Genomic DNA, 16,437 nt, shown 5'->3' on the forward strand with positions numbered 1-16,437 from the left:
TACTCAGTACTCGGTACTCAGTTACAACCAAAAACCTGCGCCGTTCCGGCGCCTGGGCGGATCGAAGATCCGCCCCTACACAATCCCTCGGCGGTCTCTGCGTTCTCGGCGGTTAAGCTGTGTATCCTAACCAGCGGGACGCCAGTTCGCAGCCGTGCTGCTCGCGGTGGTCGAGGAACGCCGACCACAGGTCCACCACCTTGCGCTCGGCCGTCTCCAGCCGTCCCAGCTCGCGCTGCCAGGGCTCGGGGCCCTGGTCGAAGGCCTGCCGCGTCCGCCGGATCTGCTCCAGTTGCTCCTCCACCGCCACCACCAGGCTCTCCTGCAGGTTGTGCAGTACGTCACACGCCATGGAAGTCCTCCTGGAAACAGCTGGTTGACTGCTCACAGCGGACCCCTGGAGGCAAGTGGATAGTGGATTGTGGATAGTGGATAGAAAACCCACAAACCCTAGCCGCTAGCTCCCAGACTTGCCTCTTCACCTCCGAGACTATCCACCATCCACTATTCACTATCCACTGCTCTACGAGCACCCGCTGGTCGAGCCGCAGGACATGCAGCGATAGCACGAGCCGTTCCGCGTCATGATGGCGCCGCAGACGTGGCAGGAGGGCGCGTCGCCCATGTCCACCAGGTCCTTCAGCGCGTCGGAGGCGTGATACTTGGAGGTCGTCGGCCTTCGGTCGTCGGTCGTCGGCGAAGGCGCCGAAGGAGCCGCGCTACCGTTCTCTTCCGCGGGAGCCGGCAACGCGGTCTTGGGACGCAGGCCCTCGAAGAGCATCTGCTGCTGGCCGGTCAAGAAGCGCAGCGAGAGCCAGCGGAAGATGTAGTCCATGATGGACTTGGCGTAGCCGATGTCGGGGTTGGAGCTCCAGCCCGAGGGCTCGAAACGGGTGTGCGCGAACTTCTCGCACAGCAGCTTCAGCGGCACGCCGTGCTGCAGCGCGATCGAGGCCGCGCAGGCGAAGCTGTCCATCAGCCCGCTGACCGTCGAGCCTTCCTTGGCCATGGTGATGAAGATCTCGCCCGGGCTTCCGTCGGGATAGCAGCCCACGGTGAGGTAGCCCTCGTGTCCGCCCACGTTGAACTTGTGGGTGATGGAGAAGCGCTCGTCGGGCAGCTTGTGGCGGACGGCGCGCGGCGGAGCGTTGGTGTCGTCCTGCACTTCGGGAGCGACGGCCGCGCCGCCCTTGGTGGAGAGCGCGGTGGCGGTGCCGGCGGCGGAGAGTGGCTGCGCCTTCTTGCAGCCGTCGCGGTAGATGGCCACCGCCTTCAGTCCCAGCTTCCAGGACTGCTGGTAGGCTTCCATGATCTCCTCGACGGTGGCGGCCTCGGGCAGGTTCACGGTCTTGGAGATGGCGCCGGAGATGAAGGGCTGGACCGCCGCCATCATGCGCACGTGGCCCATGGCGGCGATGGAGCGCGTGCCCTTGGCCGGCTTGAAGGAGCAATCGAAGACGGGCAGGTCTTCGTCCTTGATGTGAGGAGCGCCCTCGATGGTGCCGGTGGCGTCGATGTAGCTGACGATGGCGTTGACCTGGTCGTGGTCGTAGCCCAGCTTGAACAGGGCCGCGGGCACGGTCTGGTTCACGATCTTGATCATACCGCCGCCCACCAGCTTCTTGTACTTCACCAGGGCCAGGTCGGGCTCGACCCCGGTGGTGTCGCAGTCCATCATGAAGCCGATGGTGCCGGTGGGAGCCAGCACGGTGACCTGGGAGTTGCGGTAGCCGTGCTTCTCGCCGTGGGCCAGGGCCTCGTCCCAGCAGGCGCGGGAGCCGTCGTAGAGCGCGGCCGGCACGTTGGCGCGCTGGATGTTGTTGACCGAGGCGCGGTGCATGCGCACCACGTCCAGGAAAGGCTCGCGGTTGATGTAGAAGCCGGGGCAGGCGGAGCCCGGCATCTGCTCGGCCGCGGTGACGCCCAGGCGGGTCTCGACCGTGTCGGTGCAGGGCGCGAGCGGCGGGCAGAGTTCGGCCACGCGCGAGGACTGCAGATACGCCTGGCCGCACATGATGGCGGTCACGCAGGCGGCGTAGTCGCGGCCGGCGGCGGAGTCGTAGGGCAGGCCGGCGGCCATCAGCAGCGCGCCCAGGTTGGCGTAGCCCAGGCCCAGTGGCCGGTAGTCGTGCGAGTTCTGGTTGATGGACTGGGTGGGATAGCCGGCGTTGTCGACCAGAATCTCCTGCGCCGTGATGACTACGTCCACCGCGTGCCGGTAGGCCTCGACATCGAAGCTGCCGTTGGGCGCGAACTTCATTAGGTTCAGCGACGCCAGGTTGCACGCCGAATCATCTATGAACATGTATTCACTGCAGGGATTGCTGGCATTGATCCGGGAAGAATTCTTGGAGGTGTGCCAGCGGTTGATGGTGGAGTCGAACTGCATGCCGGGATCGCCGCACTGCCAGGTGGCTTCGGCGATCTTGCGCATGAGGTCGCGGGCCTTGTAGGTCTTGATGATGCGGCCGTCCTTGATGGCGCGGGTGGAGAAATCGGCGTCGCGCTCCACCGCGTACATGAACTCGTCGGTCACGCGCACCGAGTTGTTGGCGTTCTGGAAGAAGATGGAGCTGTAGGCCTCGGAATCCGGGCCGCTCCCGTCGTAGCCCTGCTGCACCAGCGTCCAAGCCTTGGCTTCCTCCTTGGCCTTGCACTCGATGAAGTCCACGATGTCGGGGTGGTCGATGTTGAGGATCACCATCTTGGCGGCGCGGCGGGTCTTGCCGCCGCTCTTGATCACGCCGGCGAAGGCGTCGAAGCCCTTCATGAAGCTGAGCGGGCCGCTCGCGGTGCCGCCGCCCGACAGGCCTTCGGTCGACGACCGCAGCGGCGACAGGTTCGTCCCCGTCCCCGAGCCCCACTTGAAGAGCATGCCCTCGGTCTTGGCCAGGGTGAGGATGGAGTCCAGCGAATCGTGCACCGAGTTGATGAAGCAGGCGGAGCACTGCGGGCGCTTGTAGCCGGTGACCCCGAACTCCACCCGCCCCGACTCGAAGTTCCAGTGCCAGTTCTGGGCGTCGGCCTGGGGCTCGATGCGGTCGCAGCCCACGTTGAACCACACCGGCGAATTGAAGGCGGCGTACTGGTGCACCAGCAGAAAGACCAGTTCGTCGTGGAAGGTGGCTGCGTCCTCGGCCGAGTGGAAGTAGCCTCCGGCCACGCCCCAGTCGCGGATGGTCTCGGCGACGCGCGCGATGAGCTGGCGCGCCCCGCTCTCCCGCTCCGCCGTCCCCAGCCGCCCGTGCAGGTACTTGGAGGCCACGATGTTGGTGGCGGTCATGGACCAGTCCTTGGGGACCTCCACCTCCTTCTGCTCGAAGATGACGTTGCCCTCGGCGTCGGTGATCTGGGCGAGGCGCCGCTCCCACTCCACCTCGTCATAAGGGGAGACGCCGGGCTTGGTGAAGAGGCGGCGGAAGCTCAAGCCGGGGGCGGCCGGCTTCATTCTGGAGGGCGCGGGAGGCGCGCTCTGGCTCTTGGTCTCGGGATTCATCTGGATACCGGGGATCTTCGCAACGTCGGCCATTTCCATTCTCCTTCAAATCTCTATCGTGCGGCGACGAATTCGGGTTATGCAGCGCGCTCCTCAAAAGCCCGCGGGCAGCGCCGCCGGAGGCCCCACCGCGGTGGAGGCCGGAGCCGCGGGCGCGGCCGCGCGCGGGGCCGGCAGGTCGGCCGGGGCGACGGCGGCGTGCCCGGCCTCGGCTTCGTTCTGCGGCGCGGAGCGCGCCGCAGGCAGCTCGGCGGCCTGCGCCAGCCAGGCCAGCAGCGCGGCGTGGGCGGCGTCGCGCTCGGCCAGGTTGGCCACCACCGCATAGCGCAGGAAGCAGCGCCCCGCGGCCAGATGCTCACGCCAGGGGCTGGCGGCCGTGAACAGCCGGCCCAGCGCCTGGGCCAGGTCGTCGGCGCGCCCGATCTCGAAGACCGCCAGCAGCCGGCGCGTGCCCTCCTCGCCCACCGGCACCACCTCTTCTGCCAAGGCGAAGAGGCCGGGCTGGTGGGGCGCCAGGGCCAGGCTGGTGCTGGAGTCGCAACGCGTCCAGCGCGACCAGGTCAGGCGCGCCTCGACCGCGGCGGCCATCTCGGTGGCGGGGCCGGGAACGTACCGGGGTGTCGCTTCCATCGTCATGGGTCCCTTTCTGCCCACGGCCGGGGAGCCGGAGGCAATAAGGAAAAGTCCGCCCTCACAAGGGCGGCTGGAACCAAAGGGGTCCAAGGTTGTCAAACAGGCTGTTGTCCCCGGCGGGCGGCAAGTCCGGCGGAGGCCACCGCAAAGCTCCCCGATCTCAAGGGCCCGGCGACGGTCACCTCAACCGCCGCAGAACAGCTCGTGGAACGGCACAGTACTCCTCTCTATTGGGGCTGTCAAGTAACTACCTCTATATATTGTATCCCACTTGTTGATTGGAAGGATACGGGGCGGGTGGGCGGAAAGCCGCGGTGGAAGCGGATCTCCGCCGGCGGAGCCGGCGGGGAGCCGAATTGTTGATTTATTGATTTATTCATTTCTTGATTTCCACAGGGCGGTCGTTGGTCGTTGGCCCTCGGTCCTCGGCTTTCGGTCCCTTCGCTCCCGCTCAGGGCGGGCTAAGAACGGCCCTCGGCCCCACCCGTTTCCTGCGCCCGCGCGCCGCGCCTCCCATTGCCCGCTCTCCCGCGTTGCGGGAGCGCGGCCGGTCGGCGCGGGATCGTTCCCGGCCGCCAACCCGGCATTGGGCTGAAGCCCAATCCAGGGCTAAAGCCCTGGACTACCGCGTGCCGGGCTATTCTCAATCGCCCCTTCGGGGCGCAAGTTCTCTGAGTACTGAGTACCGAGTACTCCGCACTGGTTTTTTGGGCTGGTGTGGTTCTTGGCTGGGTACTGCAGTGCAGGGAGAGTACGCGGGCGCAGGGGCCGGGTCAATGCCGAAGTTTGGTGCAGTTCACCCCACGGAATTCAACCACAGAGGACACAGAGGAAAGGCCCGGCTAGTAACGGCGCGCTAACGCAACTCCATTTCGTGCGCCTTGAGGAATGCGCGGACCTCCGAGACCGATATCGCTTCGCCAATCATGACCTGAGTGAAGGTGTAATACTGATCAAGCACCATAGCCACAATCTCAGATTCCGCAAAGCTTTTCTGGTTTCCCTGAGGGTCAGTCGCCGTATAGACGACACCCGTTTTGTTGCGGGCCAGTGCCTCGATAGCATTCCGTACGATTGGCGGGTACAGGTGAAACTTGGCTACCACAACTCCTATGACCTTATTATCATTCGCTTTGAACAATGGGCCTCCAGAATTGCCCGGATTGAAGGCGCCATTAATGACCAGGTGCTTGACACGTTTGCCGTTGGAGACGTCCTCGCTGAAGCCGGCCACATACCCTACACTGAGCAGAGGCGCCGGTCCGTTGTAAATGAGCGGATAACCCCAGGTTGAGACGGCCATGCCCAAGTCGGGGTCTTTAGCGTCTGCGAGTTCCAGTCCGCCCTTCAATGCTTCGGTCGGGCGCAACGCGGCCAGGTCTACATCTGGATCAGTCGCCATCTTCCGAAACACAACCGCTTCCCCTCCCGAAGTGACGCCTTGAAGTCGTTCCACGGTGCAGCCTTCCACGACGTGGTTGTTAGTGACAATCAAGCCGTTCTTGAGCACAAAGCCCGTACCCTTCTTATTGGTTAGGGGACAATAGAGCAATACGACGGATCTAATAGCGGACCTCTGAGTGGGACCAGCAGCGTCCAGCGTCCACTGGGTTGCGACGGGTAGTTTGCTGTTTCCAAGATCTTGTTGCGCGATTGCGAGCGGTACTCCAATCGTGAGAATTGCGAGCCACGGAACGACTTTCATGCTGTCACCTATCGTTGGGAATGTCGCAACAGAATCAGCCGCTGACCATAGAACGTCGAGCCATTGGAGTCTTGCATAAAGTTTGATGAGTGCAGTTCGTAGCTACTCCGCCGTTTGGGAAGTAATTACGTATGCATACACGTAGAAGGCCGTGTCGTCACCACCTCCGCCCGATCCCTTGCATCCCGCCCTGCGATAGGCGTCCTCAACCGCACGAGCTTGGTCGGAGCTTGTCGCACGACGGCAAATCCAGCAGTAATTCTCCCGCGGAACTCGGCGGTCTCCAAAGAGGCGTGCTTCAATGTCGGAGGTGACGCCAACATACCAGTTTGGGTTTGTGACTCCCGATTTCTGTATGTGCGCATCTATGTCGCCTATGATCGCGTTTGGATTCTGAGCCTGCATTCTGGCTTACCTCACAAGGCGCACCTTCATTGGCACACCTTTCCGTACGCCGCGCGGTAGCCGTGGGCTTGGGCTTCCTTCTGGGACATGAACTGGCCCTGCTTGCCGGGACAGTGGTACACCCCGGTCTTGGTGTTGACCCACACCTTGACGTTGGGATTGCCCTGGCTCTGGGTGGTGGGCGGAGGAGAGGTCTGCGCCGGGGGCAGCGCGGGCGCGGAGGTGAGCGCCAGCGCGAAGAGCAGGGCCCAGGCAAAGCGGCGCATGAGAACCTCCTGCGCGGTGAAATAAGGGCCGGGAAAAAGGAATTGTGCGCCTGGACGGGGCGGAAGGCAAGAGGAGATAGGGCGTGCTGTTTGGGATCGGGAACGAGGGTGATCGGGTGATCGGGTGATTTGAAAAGCCACAGCAGATCCCTCGTCGCTGCGCTTCTCGGGATGACAATCCTGGAGGGCGGGGTGGCGGATAGGGGTCCTTCGACTCGCGCCGCCTTGCGGCAAAGCCGCAAGGCGGCGCTCGCTCAGGATGACAAAGCAAGAGCAGTACTCGGTACTCAGTACTCGGCACTCTCGGCGCTCGCTCAGGATGACAAAGCAAGAGCAGTACTCGGTACTCAGTACTCAGTACTCAGTACTCGGTACTCAGTAACCGGCACTCTAGTCGCTCGCGCCTCCGCGTCTCTCAGCCGGCGCCTGGGTCCCAACCACTTCGTTGACCTGGACGACGCTCTCTCCGCTGAAGTACTTGCGCTGGTCGGCGAGGAGTTGAGGAGCGGTCGCGGCCATGGCGCGCTCCAGTTCGCCGGCGGAGGAAAAGAACAGGTGGCCGATAGCATGGAAATGGAGAGGCGTCCCCGGCGGAAACCCGGCCACCCCGCGATCGATCTCGATGCGCAGCAGACCAAAGGGGGATAGCAACTGGCGCGCCAGCGCGAGGTGGGGTCCGAGGTAGTGACTCCAGTCAAAGCTGGAGCCGGGCGTCGCCGGGTACATCACGGTGAGACGGATCATCGGCCCAGTATATAGGGGGCACGCGCCTGGCCGTGGCGGCTGGGCGGCGCCAGCCGTCGCTGCGCGCCTACTGCAGCGGCGCGTCCACGGAGGTGGCGGCGGCGGTGGCGTTGAAGCGGATCACCCCCGACTCGTCGGAGAAGAAGAACCGCACCCCGGTCTGACCGACGGTGAGCGGGTTGGCGGTCACGCTGTAGAGGACGTTAGGAGCGGCGGTGGTGCCCAGGGCGCCCGGCGTGGCGGTACGGAAGCGGTAGCCGCTCTTGCGCCGGGTGATGGAGAGGGTCTCGTCGACCAGGCAGGCGCTGGCGGGCGTGGGCGGGTTGGGGCAGGGGTCGGGACCGCCCAGATTGGTGAGCGGAGCGAAGCCGGTGCCGTAGGTGGAGGAGTAGGTGACTTCGGCGGTGTTGATGGTGCGGATGGAGCCCACCGCCGAGGCTTCGTTGGCGGCGATGCGCGAGCGCAGCAGGTTGGGAATGGCGATGGCGGCGATGATCAGGATGATGGCCACCACGATCAGCAGCTCGATCAGGGAGAAGCCCTTCTGTTTCTTCACGGTTCCCTCCATTCCCCGGCCCAATCCCGCCCCGCGGGCGCGCGCACAGGTACCCCAAGCGGCGCACATTATATGAAGAAGATAGCACGCGGCCTACCAAAAAGTAGGAGGAGAGGGCGGAAGGCGTAGGGGCTCTGTTTTCAGTCGATTAGGTTTTTGCCGCAAGCCGGCCGGGGAGTGTCTGGGAACAGCAAGATGACCCTAGAGAGACGCCTTTGCTGACAAAAACCTGCAGACGCCGGCGCTACTTCCCCACCAGCACAAAGGCGCCCCAGTAATAAGGAAGGTCGCGGCCATAGCGTTGGCGGACGACCTCGCGCTCTTCCATCTGCGCCTGCTCCAGGGCGCGGTGCTTCTCGGCGCCGGCGAGCCAATGGCGGTAGAAGCGGGTCATCAGTTCCTGGGTCTCGCGGTCGGGGACGGACCACAGGGTCATGAGGACGGACTGGGCGCCGGCGATCTGCAGGGCGCGGCGCAGTCCGAAGACACCTTCGCCGGCCTCGACCTGGCCCAGCCCGGTCTCGCAGGCGGAGAGCACCACCAGTTCGGTGCCCTGCAGGTCGAGGGTGGAGGCCTCGGAGGCGGTGAGCACGCCGTCGTCGAGGCCGGGGACGGCGGGATCATGGCGGTAAGCGCGGTCGGCGCCGGCAAACAGCAGCCCGGAGCGCAGCATGGGGTCCTCCAGGCTGCTGGGCGCCTGGAAGCCCAGGCCGCTTCCCTTCTGCTGGACCTGCTGGTCGGAGAGGAAGAAACCGTGAGTGGCCAGGTGCAGCAGGCGGGGATGATGCACGGCCTTGACCGCCTCCTCCAGGGCCTCGGCGCCGCGATAGACCGCGACCTGCCAGTGCTGCTCGGCGAGCAGGGCGGCCACCGACTGCACCTCGGCGCCGGTGCCGGGCAGCGGACAGAGCACGCCGCCCTGGGGCGGCGGCGGTTGGCAGCCGCCCCGCGCCTGCAGGTCGCGGGAGCGGGTGGGGCCCTGGTCGCGCGCCAGCGCGGCCAGCAGCCCGGGCGGCGGTTTTTCCCCGGACCTCTCGAGGCGGGCGAGGGCGGCGCGCTGCTGCTCCGCGGTCAAAGAGAACTGGGGATCGCCGACCAGCACAGCCTGCTCGGCGGCGGGAGGGGAGGCCGGGCGCAGTAGATCCTTGGTGCTGGAGAGCAGGCGCAGGTCCACCTGCTGCATCAGCAGCTTGCCGGCGGGAGTGGGCAGCAGACCCAGGGGCAACTGGTTGTACACGCCGTCGGGAGAAAGATAGACGCGAGAGCGGCCGGCGAGGGCGGCGGCCAGCGGCTTCCAGAAGAGGTCGTAGGCCTGGGCGCCGGGGGCGACCACGGGAGCGGGCCCGGGCACCGTCTCCATGCCGCGCTGCTCGACGTCCTGCTGGAACTGGAGGAGGGGGGCGCCCTCCAGGCGGGCGGCGTCGCCGACGACGATGAGCTGGGGAGCGTCGCGGGTCTCGGGAGTGACGATGAGGGCGACGTAGCGGGAGCCGCCGGTCCAGTGGCGGCCGTCGTAGAGATCGAAGCGCACCAGCTCGACGGCGGCCTCGCCGGGGCGGAGAGCCTGCTGCACGTCGCGCCAGGTGACCCGCTCCAGCCGCTTGTCCTGCTGCCAGGCGGAGGAGCGGCGCACCAGCAGTTGCTCGAGCTGGTCGGCCTGGGCCTGCAGGGCGGCGACCTGCTTCTCCCAGGCGGCGCGGTCGGGCCCGGGCTGGTTGAGCAGCGCCGCCAACTGCTGCTTGAGGACGGTGAGCTGGTCGAGCTGGGCCAGGGCCTCGCGGTCGCCGCCGGCGGCGATGCGCGCGCGCAGCGCGGCGATGCTCTGGCCGATGAAGCCCTTCTCCCAAAGCAGGGTGTCGTAGAAGCTGGCGCGCAGCTCCGGCATCTTCCCGGCGTAGAGGGTGCAGAAGCTGAAGTAGGCAGGAAAGTTCACCGCCACCGTCTGCAGGAACTGCAGCCGCTCCTTCTCGCCCATGTAGGTGAAGTTGTACTGGAAGCGGCGGAAGAGGGTATCGAGGAAGCGGGCGAAGAGGGGCTGGGCGGCCTGGGGCTGCTGGCGCCCGAAGTAGAGAGCGGCGAGGTTGCCGAGGTCGGTGGCCAGGCGGGGATGGTCGGGGCCCAGCGCCTTCTCGTCGATGGCGAGGGCGCGCTCGTAGAAGGGCTGGGCCTCGGCGTCGCGGTCCAGCGCGGAGTAGAGCAGGCCCAGGTTGTTCAAGGCCATGGCCACGTAGGGATGGTTGGGACCGTAGACCTTCTCCACGATGGCGAGGGAGCGGCGGGCCAGGGGCTCGGCCTCGGCGTAGCGCCGTTGCTCGGAGTAGAGCAGGGCAAGATTGTTGAGGTCGCTGGCCACGTGGGGGTGCTCGGGCCCCAGCGCCTTCTCATCGATGCGCAGGGCGCGCAGGTAGAGGGGCTCGGCCTCTTCGCCGCGGCCCTCCGAGGAGAGCATGGCGGCCAGGTTGTTGAGCGAGGTGGCCAGGCCGGGAGCGTCGGGGCCCAGGGTCTTCTCCTTGATGACAAGAGCGCGGCGATAGAGGGGCTCGGCTTCGGCGTAGCGGCCCTGCTCGCGCAGGAGTTCGGCCAGGTTGTTGAGGGAGAGGGCGACGCTGGGGTCCTCGGGGCCGAGGGCTTCCTCCTTGATGCGCAGGGCGCGGCGCAGCAGGGGCTCGGCCTCGGCGTAGCGCCCCTGCTCGCTGTAGAGGCCGGCGAGGTTGCTGAGGGCGATGGCGGTGAGGGGAGCGTCGGGCCCGGCGCTTTCTTCGGCGATGCGCAGGGCGCGCAGGAAGAGGGGCTCGGCCTGGTCATAGCGCCCCAACTCCTTGTAGAGCAGCGCCAGGTTGTTGACGCAGGTGCCGGCCTCGGGACCGTCGGAGCCGAACTGGCTCTCCGCTGCCTGCAGCGCCTGCTGGGCCAGCGGGACTGCTTCTTCGTAGCGGCCGGCGGCGTAGAGCGCCTTGACCTGGTCGCTGAGCTGCTCCCAGGAGGCTTTCTGCGCGGCGGGCTGCTGAGCGCAGAGCGGCAGCGCCAGCAGCACAACCAGGAGCAGCGACAGGCGGTGAGAGGGCACGCGAGGATTCTAGCAAGGAGCGGGAAGACCTCACCACAGGCACACCAAGGGCTGGGCGAAACCGCAAGGAAGAAGAGAAGAAACGGCCGGCACAGAGGCGCCGGCCGCGGTGGTCAGCGAACCGTCAGAAGCGGTAGTTGAAGCCGAAGCGGAAGATGTGGCTGCGCAGATCGGCGGTGTGAGTGAAGACGTTCGTGGGGAAGGCGATGGGCGGCGTGAAGGCGGTCAGATTGGTGCTGGTGACGGTCTCATCGCCGAAGTCGGCGTAGAGGTACTCGCCCTTCACCGACCAGTGCTGGCGCACCTGGTACTCGAGGCCGCCGCCCGCGGTCCATCCGGCCTTGGTCTCGTCGATGCGCCCGGTCTCGAGGGCGGTGGCGAAGGTGTCGGTGAAGGTGGCACGGTAGTTGAGGTTGGTGACCGCCAGGCCGCCGGTGACATAAAAGAGGGCGCGGCCGAAGGTGGCGCCGACGCGGGGGCGGACGGTGAACAGCCACTGGTGCTCCATGCGCTGTGCCAGCGTGAAGTTGGTGGGCGCGCAGCAGGGATAGACGCCGGTGGCGGTGCGAGTGTCGCTGCCGGTCATGGCGCCGATGTCGGCTTCCAGGCCGAAGACCAGGGCGCCACTCTGGAAGTTGTAGCCTGCCTGGCCGCCGCCCACGAAGCCGTTGGAGTCGGGACGCTGCGGGCTCAGGGCCGCGATGGCGGGCACGCTGGAGCTCGCGAAGTAGCCGGTGGGACTGAAGACGGTAGTGGTGGTGGCGTCGGTACGGCTCAGATTGCCGCCCGCGTTGCCACCCAGGTAGAAGCCCTTCCAATCGGTTTGGGCCGAGGCGCTGCAGACAGCCAACGTGAGAATGAGCAGAAGCAGGATCACCTTGTTCCGATTCACCTTGTCCTCCAAGAAAGTAGGAGCAGCCGTGGTTTATACCACATTTGGGCTGCCTCGTCCGAGGGATATACGCCGCTACCTGGGGATGCGGTCGAAGGGCAGGTTGAGGATGGGGTAGAGCTTCCAGTCCTTGTAGTCGAAGTGCCACCACTCGTTGGGGAGCTGGGTGAAGCCTTCGGCCTCCAGGGCCTGCTTGAGCAGGGCGCGGTGGGCGTTCTCTTCGGCGGTGCCGCCCTGGTAGTCGGAGTAGGCGCGCGGGGTCATCTCGTCGTAGAGGCTGGGCATCGCGACCGCCTGGCCGGTCTTCAGGTCGTAGAGGGTGAGGTCGACGGCGCAGCCGCGGTTGTGGCGCGAGCCTTCGCGGGGGTCGGCGACGAACTCGTGCTTGTCGGGCGGGGTGGCGTCCCAGAAGATCTTGGTGACGTACCAGGGACGGTAGGCGTCGTGGATGAGCAGGCCATAGCCCTGGGCGCGCAGCTTCCGGTTGGCGCGCACCAGGGCCTCGGCGGCGGGGCGCTGGAGGAAGGCGCGCGCCTGCTCGTAGACGGGCGTGCCCAGGAAGTTGCGCGCGCTGGCATAGCGGATATCGAGGTGGATGGTGGGGTCGAGGGCGACCAGCTCGACCAGCTCGGGGGAGCGGGAGCTTCCCTGCTCCACCGGCGGCTGCGCCTTGAGGGCTTCCGCCCGCAGTTCGGCCACCGGGCGGACGGGCGTGATGTGGAAGAACTGCGGTTGGGGCGCGGGCTGCTGGGCCGCGGCGAGGGCGACACCTAAGGAGAGCGCGAGCAGCGCGCGGCGGAACATGCGGCGAGTATACAGGGGGCAGGAGTCAGGAGTTAGGAGTTAGGAGTTGGGTTGCGCGGGGCGTCGGGGTTGCTGATCACGGGCCACAGGGAAACGTTCTCGGCGACCAACTGGAAGCGGGTGCCGCAGCGCTGGCAGACCAGCTCGTGGTGGTCCCAGTCGGCGGGAGCGCGGCTGCATCCGTCCTTCTCCAGGCAGCCCAAGGGGATGGGACACTGGCAGGCCTGGTTGGGACAGGTCACGGAAACGTGGAAGCTGGTTGCCATGTCGTGAGACGAGATTGTGGCGCAGATGGCCGGCCGCGCGCTGTGACGAGCGTCACCGGGCGATGGTAGGACCCCAGACGTCCGACGCAGCATTTGCGACCGTTGGCCGCGCAGGCCATCTACAATGCTCTAGCCATGCGAGTCCTGGCCGGCATCGTGGGGGCGCTGCTGCTGGGCGGGATCCTGCGCGACGCCTTCGAGACCATCGTGCTGCCGCGGCGGGTGACGCGGCACTTCCGCCTGACGCGGCTCTTCTACCTCGCCACCTGGTGGCCGTGGAGCAAGCTGGCGGGCCGCTGCCCGCGCAAGCAGCGGGAGTTGTTCCTGGCGTACTTCGGGCCGCTCTCGCTGATCGTGCTGCTGGGGGTGTGGGCCCTGGGCCTGATCACCGGCTTCGGACTGCTGCAGTACGCGGCGGGATCGCAGATCAGCGCGCCCGAAGGCGCCAGCACCAGCTTCTGGACCGATCTCTACCTGAGCGGCACCAGCTTCTTCACCATCGGGCTGGGAGACGTGGTGCCGCGGACGGCGGTGGCGCGGGCGCTGGTGGCCAGCGAGGGCGGGGTGGGCTTCGGCTTCCTGGCGGTGGTGATCGGCTACCTGCCGGTGGTGTACCAGGCGTTCTCGCGGCGCGAGGTCAGCATCTCGCTGCTCGACGCGCGGGCGGGTTCGCCGCCCACCGCGGGCGAGTTGCTGCGGCGGCACGGCCGCGACGGCGGCCGGGAGGCGCTGCAGCACCTGCTCGCCGACTGGGAGCGCTGGGGAGCGGACCTGATGGAGAGCCACCTCTCTTACGCGGTGCTGTGCTACTTCCGCTCGCAGCACAGCAACCAGTCGTGGCTGGCGGCGCTCACCGCGGTGCTCGACACCTCGGCGCTGGTCATCGCCGGCATCGAGGGGATCCCGAAGGAGCAGGCCCTGCTGACCTTCGCGATCGCGCGGCACGCGGTGGTGGACCTGGCCCAGATCTTCGTGCGGCAGCCGCGCCAGCCGGAGACGGACCGGTTGCCGGCGGCCGAGCTGGCGCGGCTGCGGACGAGCCTGGACGTGGCGGGGCTTCACCTCAGCCACACCCCTGAGGCGGAGCTGCGGCTGCGGGAGTTGCGCCGCCTTTACGAGCCCTTTGTCCACTCCCTGGGCCGCTTCCTGCTCATCGAGGTACCGCCGTGGATCCCCACCGGCAAGCTCGCCGACAACTGGCAGACCACAGCCTGGAAGAGCAGCGCCAGCCTGCCCGAGGCGCAAGCGGCGGTGGAGTTCGAGCACCAAGACCACTTCTAGATCGAGTCATCGCGTGAGCGGGCCGGCGCGCTCCCTTGCCCTCCCGCTGCGCTCGAAGCCGGTCGCGCTTGGCCAGCATGACAGGGCGCCTCAACCCGGCACTCACGTGCCGGGCTAGGTTCTGGCGTCCCGCAAGGCGGGACGGCGCACAGCCCGGGGGCGGCTGTGCCACACGGGCAATTTCCTCATTTACTCATTCGCTCATTTTCTGATTTACTCTTGGCCGCATTCTGTAAGGAGGCGGTCATGAGAGGGCGAATCGCGGTTGTGGCGCTGATGCTGGCGCTGGCGGCGGGGGCGGCGGCGCAGGGGGCGCCGGCGACGGGGCGCGTCACCTACCTGAAGTGCGGGACGGTGCTGACGGGGCCCAACCTGGCGGCACGGCCGGGCGCGGTCATCGTGGTAGCGGAGGGCAGGGTCCAAGAGGTCGTGGACAGCATGCCGGAGGCGCTGGGGGGCCCGGTGATCGACCTGTCGCAGGACACTTGCCTGCCCGGCCTGATGGACACGCACACGCACGTGCTCTTGCAGGGCGACATCACGGCGGAAGATTACGACCAGCAACTGCTGAAGTGGTCGCCGGAGTACCGCACCATCCTGGGGACGCAGGCGGCGCGCAAGGCCCTCTGGAACGGCTTCACCTTCCTGCGCGACCTCGAAACTGAGGGCGCAGGCTACGCCGACGTGGACATCAAGCGCGCCATCGAGCGCGGGGTGATCCCCGGGCCGCGCATGCAGGTGGCCACCCGCGCCCTGGACGTCACCGGAGCGTATCCGCTGCAGGGCTACGCGCCCCAGGTGGAGGTGCCGCATGGGGTCCAGTTCTGCGACAGCCCGGAAGAGTGCCGCAAGGCGGTGCGCGAGCAGATCTCGCACGGCGCCGATTGGGTCAAGGTGTACGTGGACCGCAGCTACTTCGTGCGCGCCGACGGCGTGCTCGACGACGTCCCCACCTTCACCCCGGAGGAACTCCGCGCCATCGTGGACGAAGCCCACCGCGAGCGTCACAAGGTGGCGGCGCACGCGGCCGCGCTGCACGGCGTGCACAACGCGGTGGAGGCGGGCGTGGATTCCATCGAGCACGGCATGTACATCGCTCCCGAGGACATGAAGACCATGGTGGCCAAGGGCATCTGGTACGTGCCCACGCTCTACGTGGGCGAGTACGTGGCCGAAGGGCGGGCGGCGGCGGGAGCGCCGGTGTGGAAGCAGATGGTGGCCATCCACGCCGACACCTTCCAGCGCGCGGTCAAGGCGGGAGTGAAGATCGCCTTCGGCACCGACGCCGGGGGATTTTCCTGGGACATCAATGAAGCCATGGAGTTCCCGCTGATGGTGAAGTACGGGATGACGCCGGCGCAGGCCATCCGCTCGGCCACGGCGGGCGCCGCCGAACTGCTGGGCGTGGAGAAAGACCTGGGGACGATCGAGCCGGGCAAGCTGGCCGACATCGTGGCCGTGCCCGGGAACCCGCTCGAGGACGTGGGCGCGCTCGAGAAGGTGAAGTTCGTGATGAAGGGCGGGATGGTGGTGAAGCAGTAGCCAGTCGCCGATCGCCAGTCGCCCGACATCGGATCATCGGGTCATCGGGTCATCGGGTCATCGAACTGCAGATCCCTCGTCGCTGCGCGACTCGGGATGACATTCTTGAGGTTGCGGGGCGGGATAGGGTTCCCTCGCTTCGCTCGGGATGTTCCATCCCAGGCGCTAACTACCAACTACTAACTCCTAACTACTTTCCCTGGAACGCCGGCAGGAAGACCTGCTGCACCCAGGTCTCGAAGGAGGTGGGAGTGGTGTTGGCGGGCGAGCGGGGCTCGAGGGCGCGCATGTAGCCGGAGTTGAGCGCGGCCGCCAGCTCCAGGATACGCGCGGCCATGTCCGAGGACATGCCCATCTGGGTGAGAGCGGGCTTGAGCATCAGGTCGGGGAGCTTGGAGTAGGAGAGCGCAGGCTTGCCGATGGCGGCGCCGATGATGGGCGCGACTTCGCTCATGCTGATATCGCGCTGGCCCAGCAATTCGCGGGTCTGGTGGCCGGAGAAGCCGAGCTGAAGGAGCGCGTGGGCGGCGTAGTGGCCGATGTCGCAGGTGGCGATCATGGGCAGTTTCAGGTCGGGGTGAAGGGGCCCGGCCATCATGCCCATGCTGCGGATGACGCCGATCTGCGCCAGCATGTTCTCCATGAAGTAGCCGGCGCGCAGGTAGAGGGCGTTGAGGCTGGGGATGCGCTGGAAGCGCTGCTCCAGATAGTGCGTGCCGGCGACGGGGCCGGTCTTGTCGGGCTTGTCGGCGCCGAAGCTGGAGAGGCAGACGGCGTGCG

General features: G+C 66.8%; 14 protein-coding genes. 2 read left to right on the forward strand and 12 right to left on the reverse strand.

The annotated features are described in order from the left end of the window. Positions 1 to 112: 112 nt before the first annotated feature. The 11 genes from VEG08_11555 to VEG08_11605 form a co-directional block, all read right to left on the reverse strand. Positions 113 to 352, reverse strand: coding sequence for a hypothetical protein (locus tag VEG08_11555; protein HXZ28619.1), 240 nt, complete (start codon positions 350 to 352; stop codon positions 113 to 115). Between the two features lie 171 nt (positions 353 to 523). Next, complete coding sequence (locus VEG08_11560; protein ID HXZ28620.1) at positions 524 to 3,529, reverse strand: vitamin B12-dependent ribonucleotide reductase; 3,006 nt, start codon at positions 3,527 to 3,529, stop codon at positions 524 to 526. Between the two features lie 60 nt (positions 3,530 to 3,589). Then, positions 3,590 to 4,132 carry a hypothetical protein gene (locus tag VEG08_11565; GenBank protein ID HXZ28621.1) on the reverse strand — a complete coding sequence of 181 codons (543 nt, stop codon included), beginning with the start codon at positions 4,130 to 4,132 and terminating at the stop codon, positions 3,590 to 3,592. An 853-nt stretch (positions 4,133 to 4,985) separates the two neighbouring features. Continuing rightward, a complete protein-coding gene (locus tag VEG08_11570) occupies positions 4,986 to 5,639 on the reverse strand; it encodes a serine protease (protein ID HXZ28622.1) in 654 nt (217 codons plus the stop codon). A 626-nt stretch (positions 5,640 to 6,265) separates the two neighbouring features. Then, on the reverse strand, positions 6,266 to 6,505 hold the full coding sequence (locus tag VEG08_11575; GenBank protein ID HXZ28623.1) for a hypothetical protein: 240 nt from the start codon (positions 6,503 to 6,505) through the stop codon (positions 6,266 to 6,268). Between the two features lie 390 nt (positions 6,506 to 6,895). Beyond that, positions 6,896 to 7,249: an EthD family reductase gene (locus VEG08_11580; protein HXZ28624.1), complete on the reverse strand. Its 354-nt coding sequence runs from the start codon at positions 7,247 to 7,249 to the stop codon at positions 6,896 to 6,898. 67 nt (positions 7,250 to 7,316) lie between these two features. Further along, on the reverse strand, positions 7,317 to 7,805 hold the full coding sequence (locus VEG08_11585) for a prepilin-type N-terminal cleavage/methylation domain-containing protein (protein ID HXZ28625.1): 489 nt from the start codon (positions 7,803 to 7,805) through the stop codon (positions 7,317 to 7,319). A 244-nt stretch (positions 7,806 to 8,049) separates the two neighbouring features. Beyond that, the gene (locus VEG08_11590) at positions 8,050 to 10,872 is read right to left on the reverse strand and encodes a CHAT domain-containing tetratricopeptide repeat protein (protein HXZ28626.1); all 2,823 of its coding nucleotides are present in this window, start codon (positions 10,870 to 10,872) and stop codon (positions 8,050 to 8,052) included. Positions 10,873 to 10,996: 124 nt separating this feature from the next. Next, positions 10,997 to 11,764 carry an outer membrane protein gene (locus tag VEG08_11595; GenBank protein HXZ28627.1) on the reverse strand — a complete coding sequence of 256 codons (768 nt, stop codon included), beginning with the start codon at positions 11,762 to 11,764 and terminating at the stop codon, positions 10,997 to 10,999. Positions 11,765 to 11,839: 75 nt separating this feature from the next. Beyond that, positions 11,840 to 12,568 (reverse strand): M15 family metallopeptidase, encoded by a 729-nt coding sequence (locus VEG08_11600; protein ID HXZ28628.1) that lies wholly within the window; start codon positions 12,566 to 12,568, stop codon positions 11,840 to 11,842. A 32-nt stretch (positions 12,569 to 12,600) separates the two neighbouring features. Beyond that, the gene (locus VEG08_11605) at positions 12,601 to 12,834 is read right to left on the reverse strand and encodes a hypothetical protein (GenBank protein ID HXZ28629.1); all 234 of its coding nucleotides are present in this window, start codon (positions 12,832 to 12,834) and stop codon (positions 12,601 to 12,603) included. Positions 12,835 to 12,969: 135 nt separating this feature from the next. Between VEG08_11605 and VEG08_11610 the strand changes: the two genes are divergently transcribed. After that, positions 12,970 to 14,115: a potassium channel family protein gene (locus tag VEG08_11610; protein HXZ28630.1), complete on the forward strand. Its 1,146-nt coding sequence runs from the start codon at positions 12,970 to 12,972 to the stop codon at positions 14,113 to 14,115. A 246-nt stretch (positions 14,116 to 14,361) separates the two neighbouring features. Next, entirely contained in the window at positions 14,362 to 15,657 is a 1,296-nt protein-coding gene (locus tag VEG08_11615; GenBank protein ID HXZ28631.1) for an amidohydrolase family protein, read from the forward strand. A gap of 190 nt (positions 15,658 to 15,847) precedes the next feature. Here VEG08_11615 and VEG08_11620 read toward each other — a convergent pair. Then, on the reverse strand, positions 15,848 to 16,437 hold a 590-nt coding region (locus tag VEG08_11620; protein HXZ28632.1), incomplete at its 5' end, for an NmrA family NAD(P)-binding protein.

The organism is Terriglobales bacterium, assembly GCA_035624475.1.
Lineage (GTDB): Bacteria > Acidobacteriota > Terriglobia > Terriglobales > Acidobacteriaceae > DASPRL01.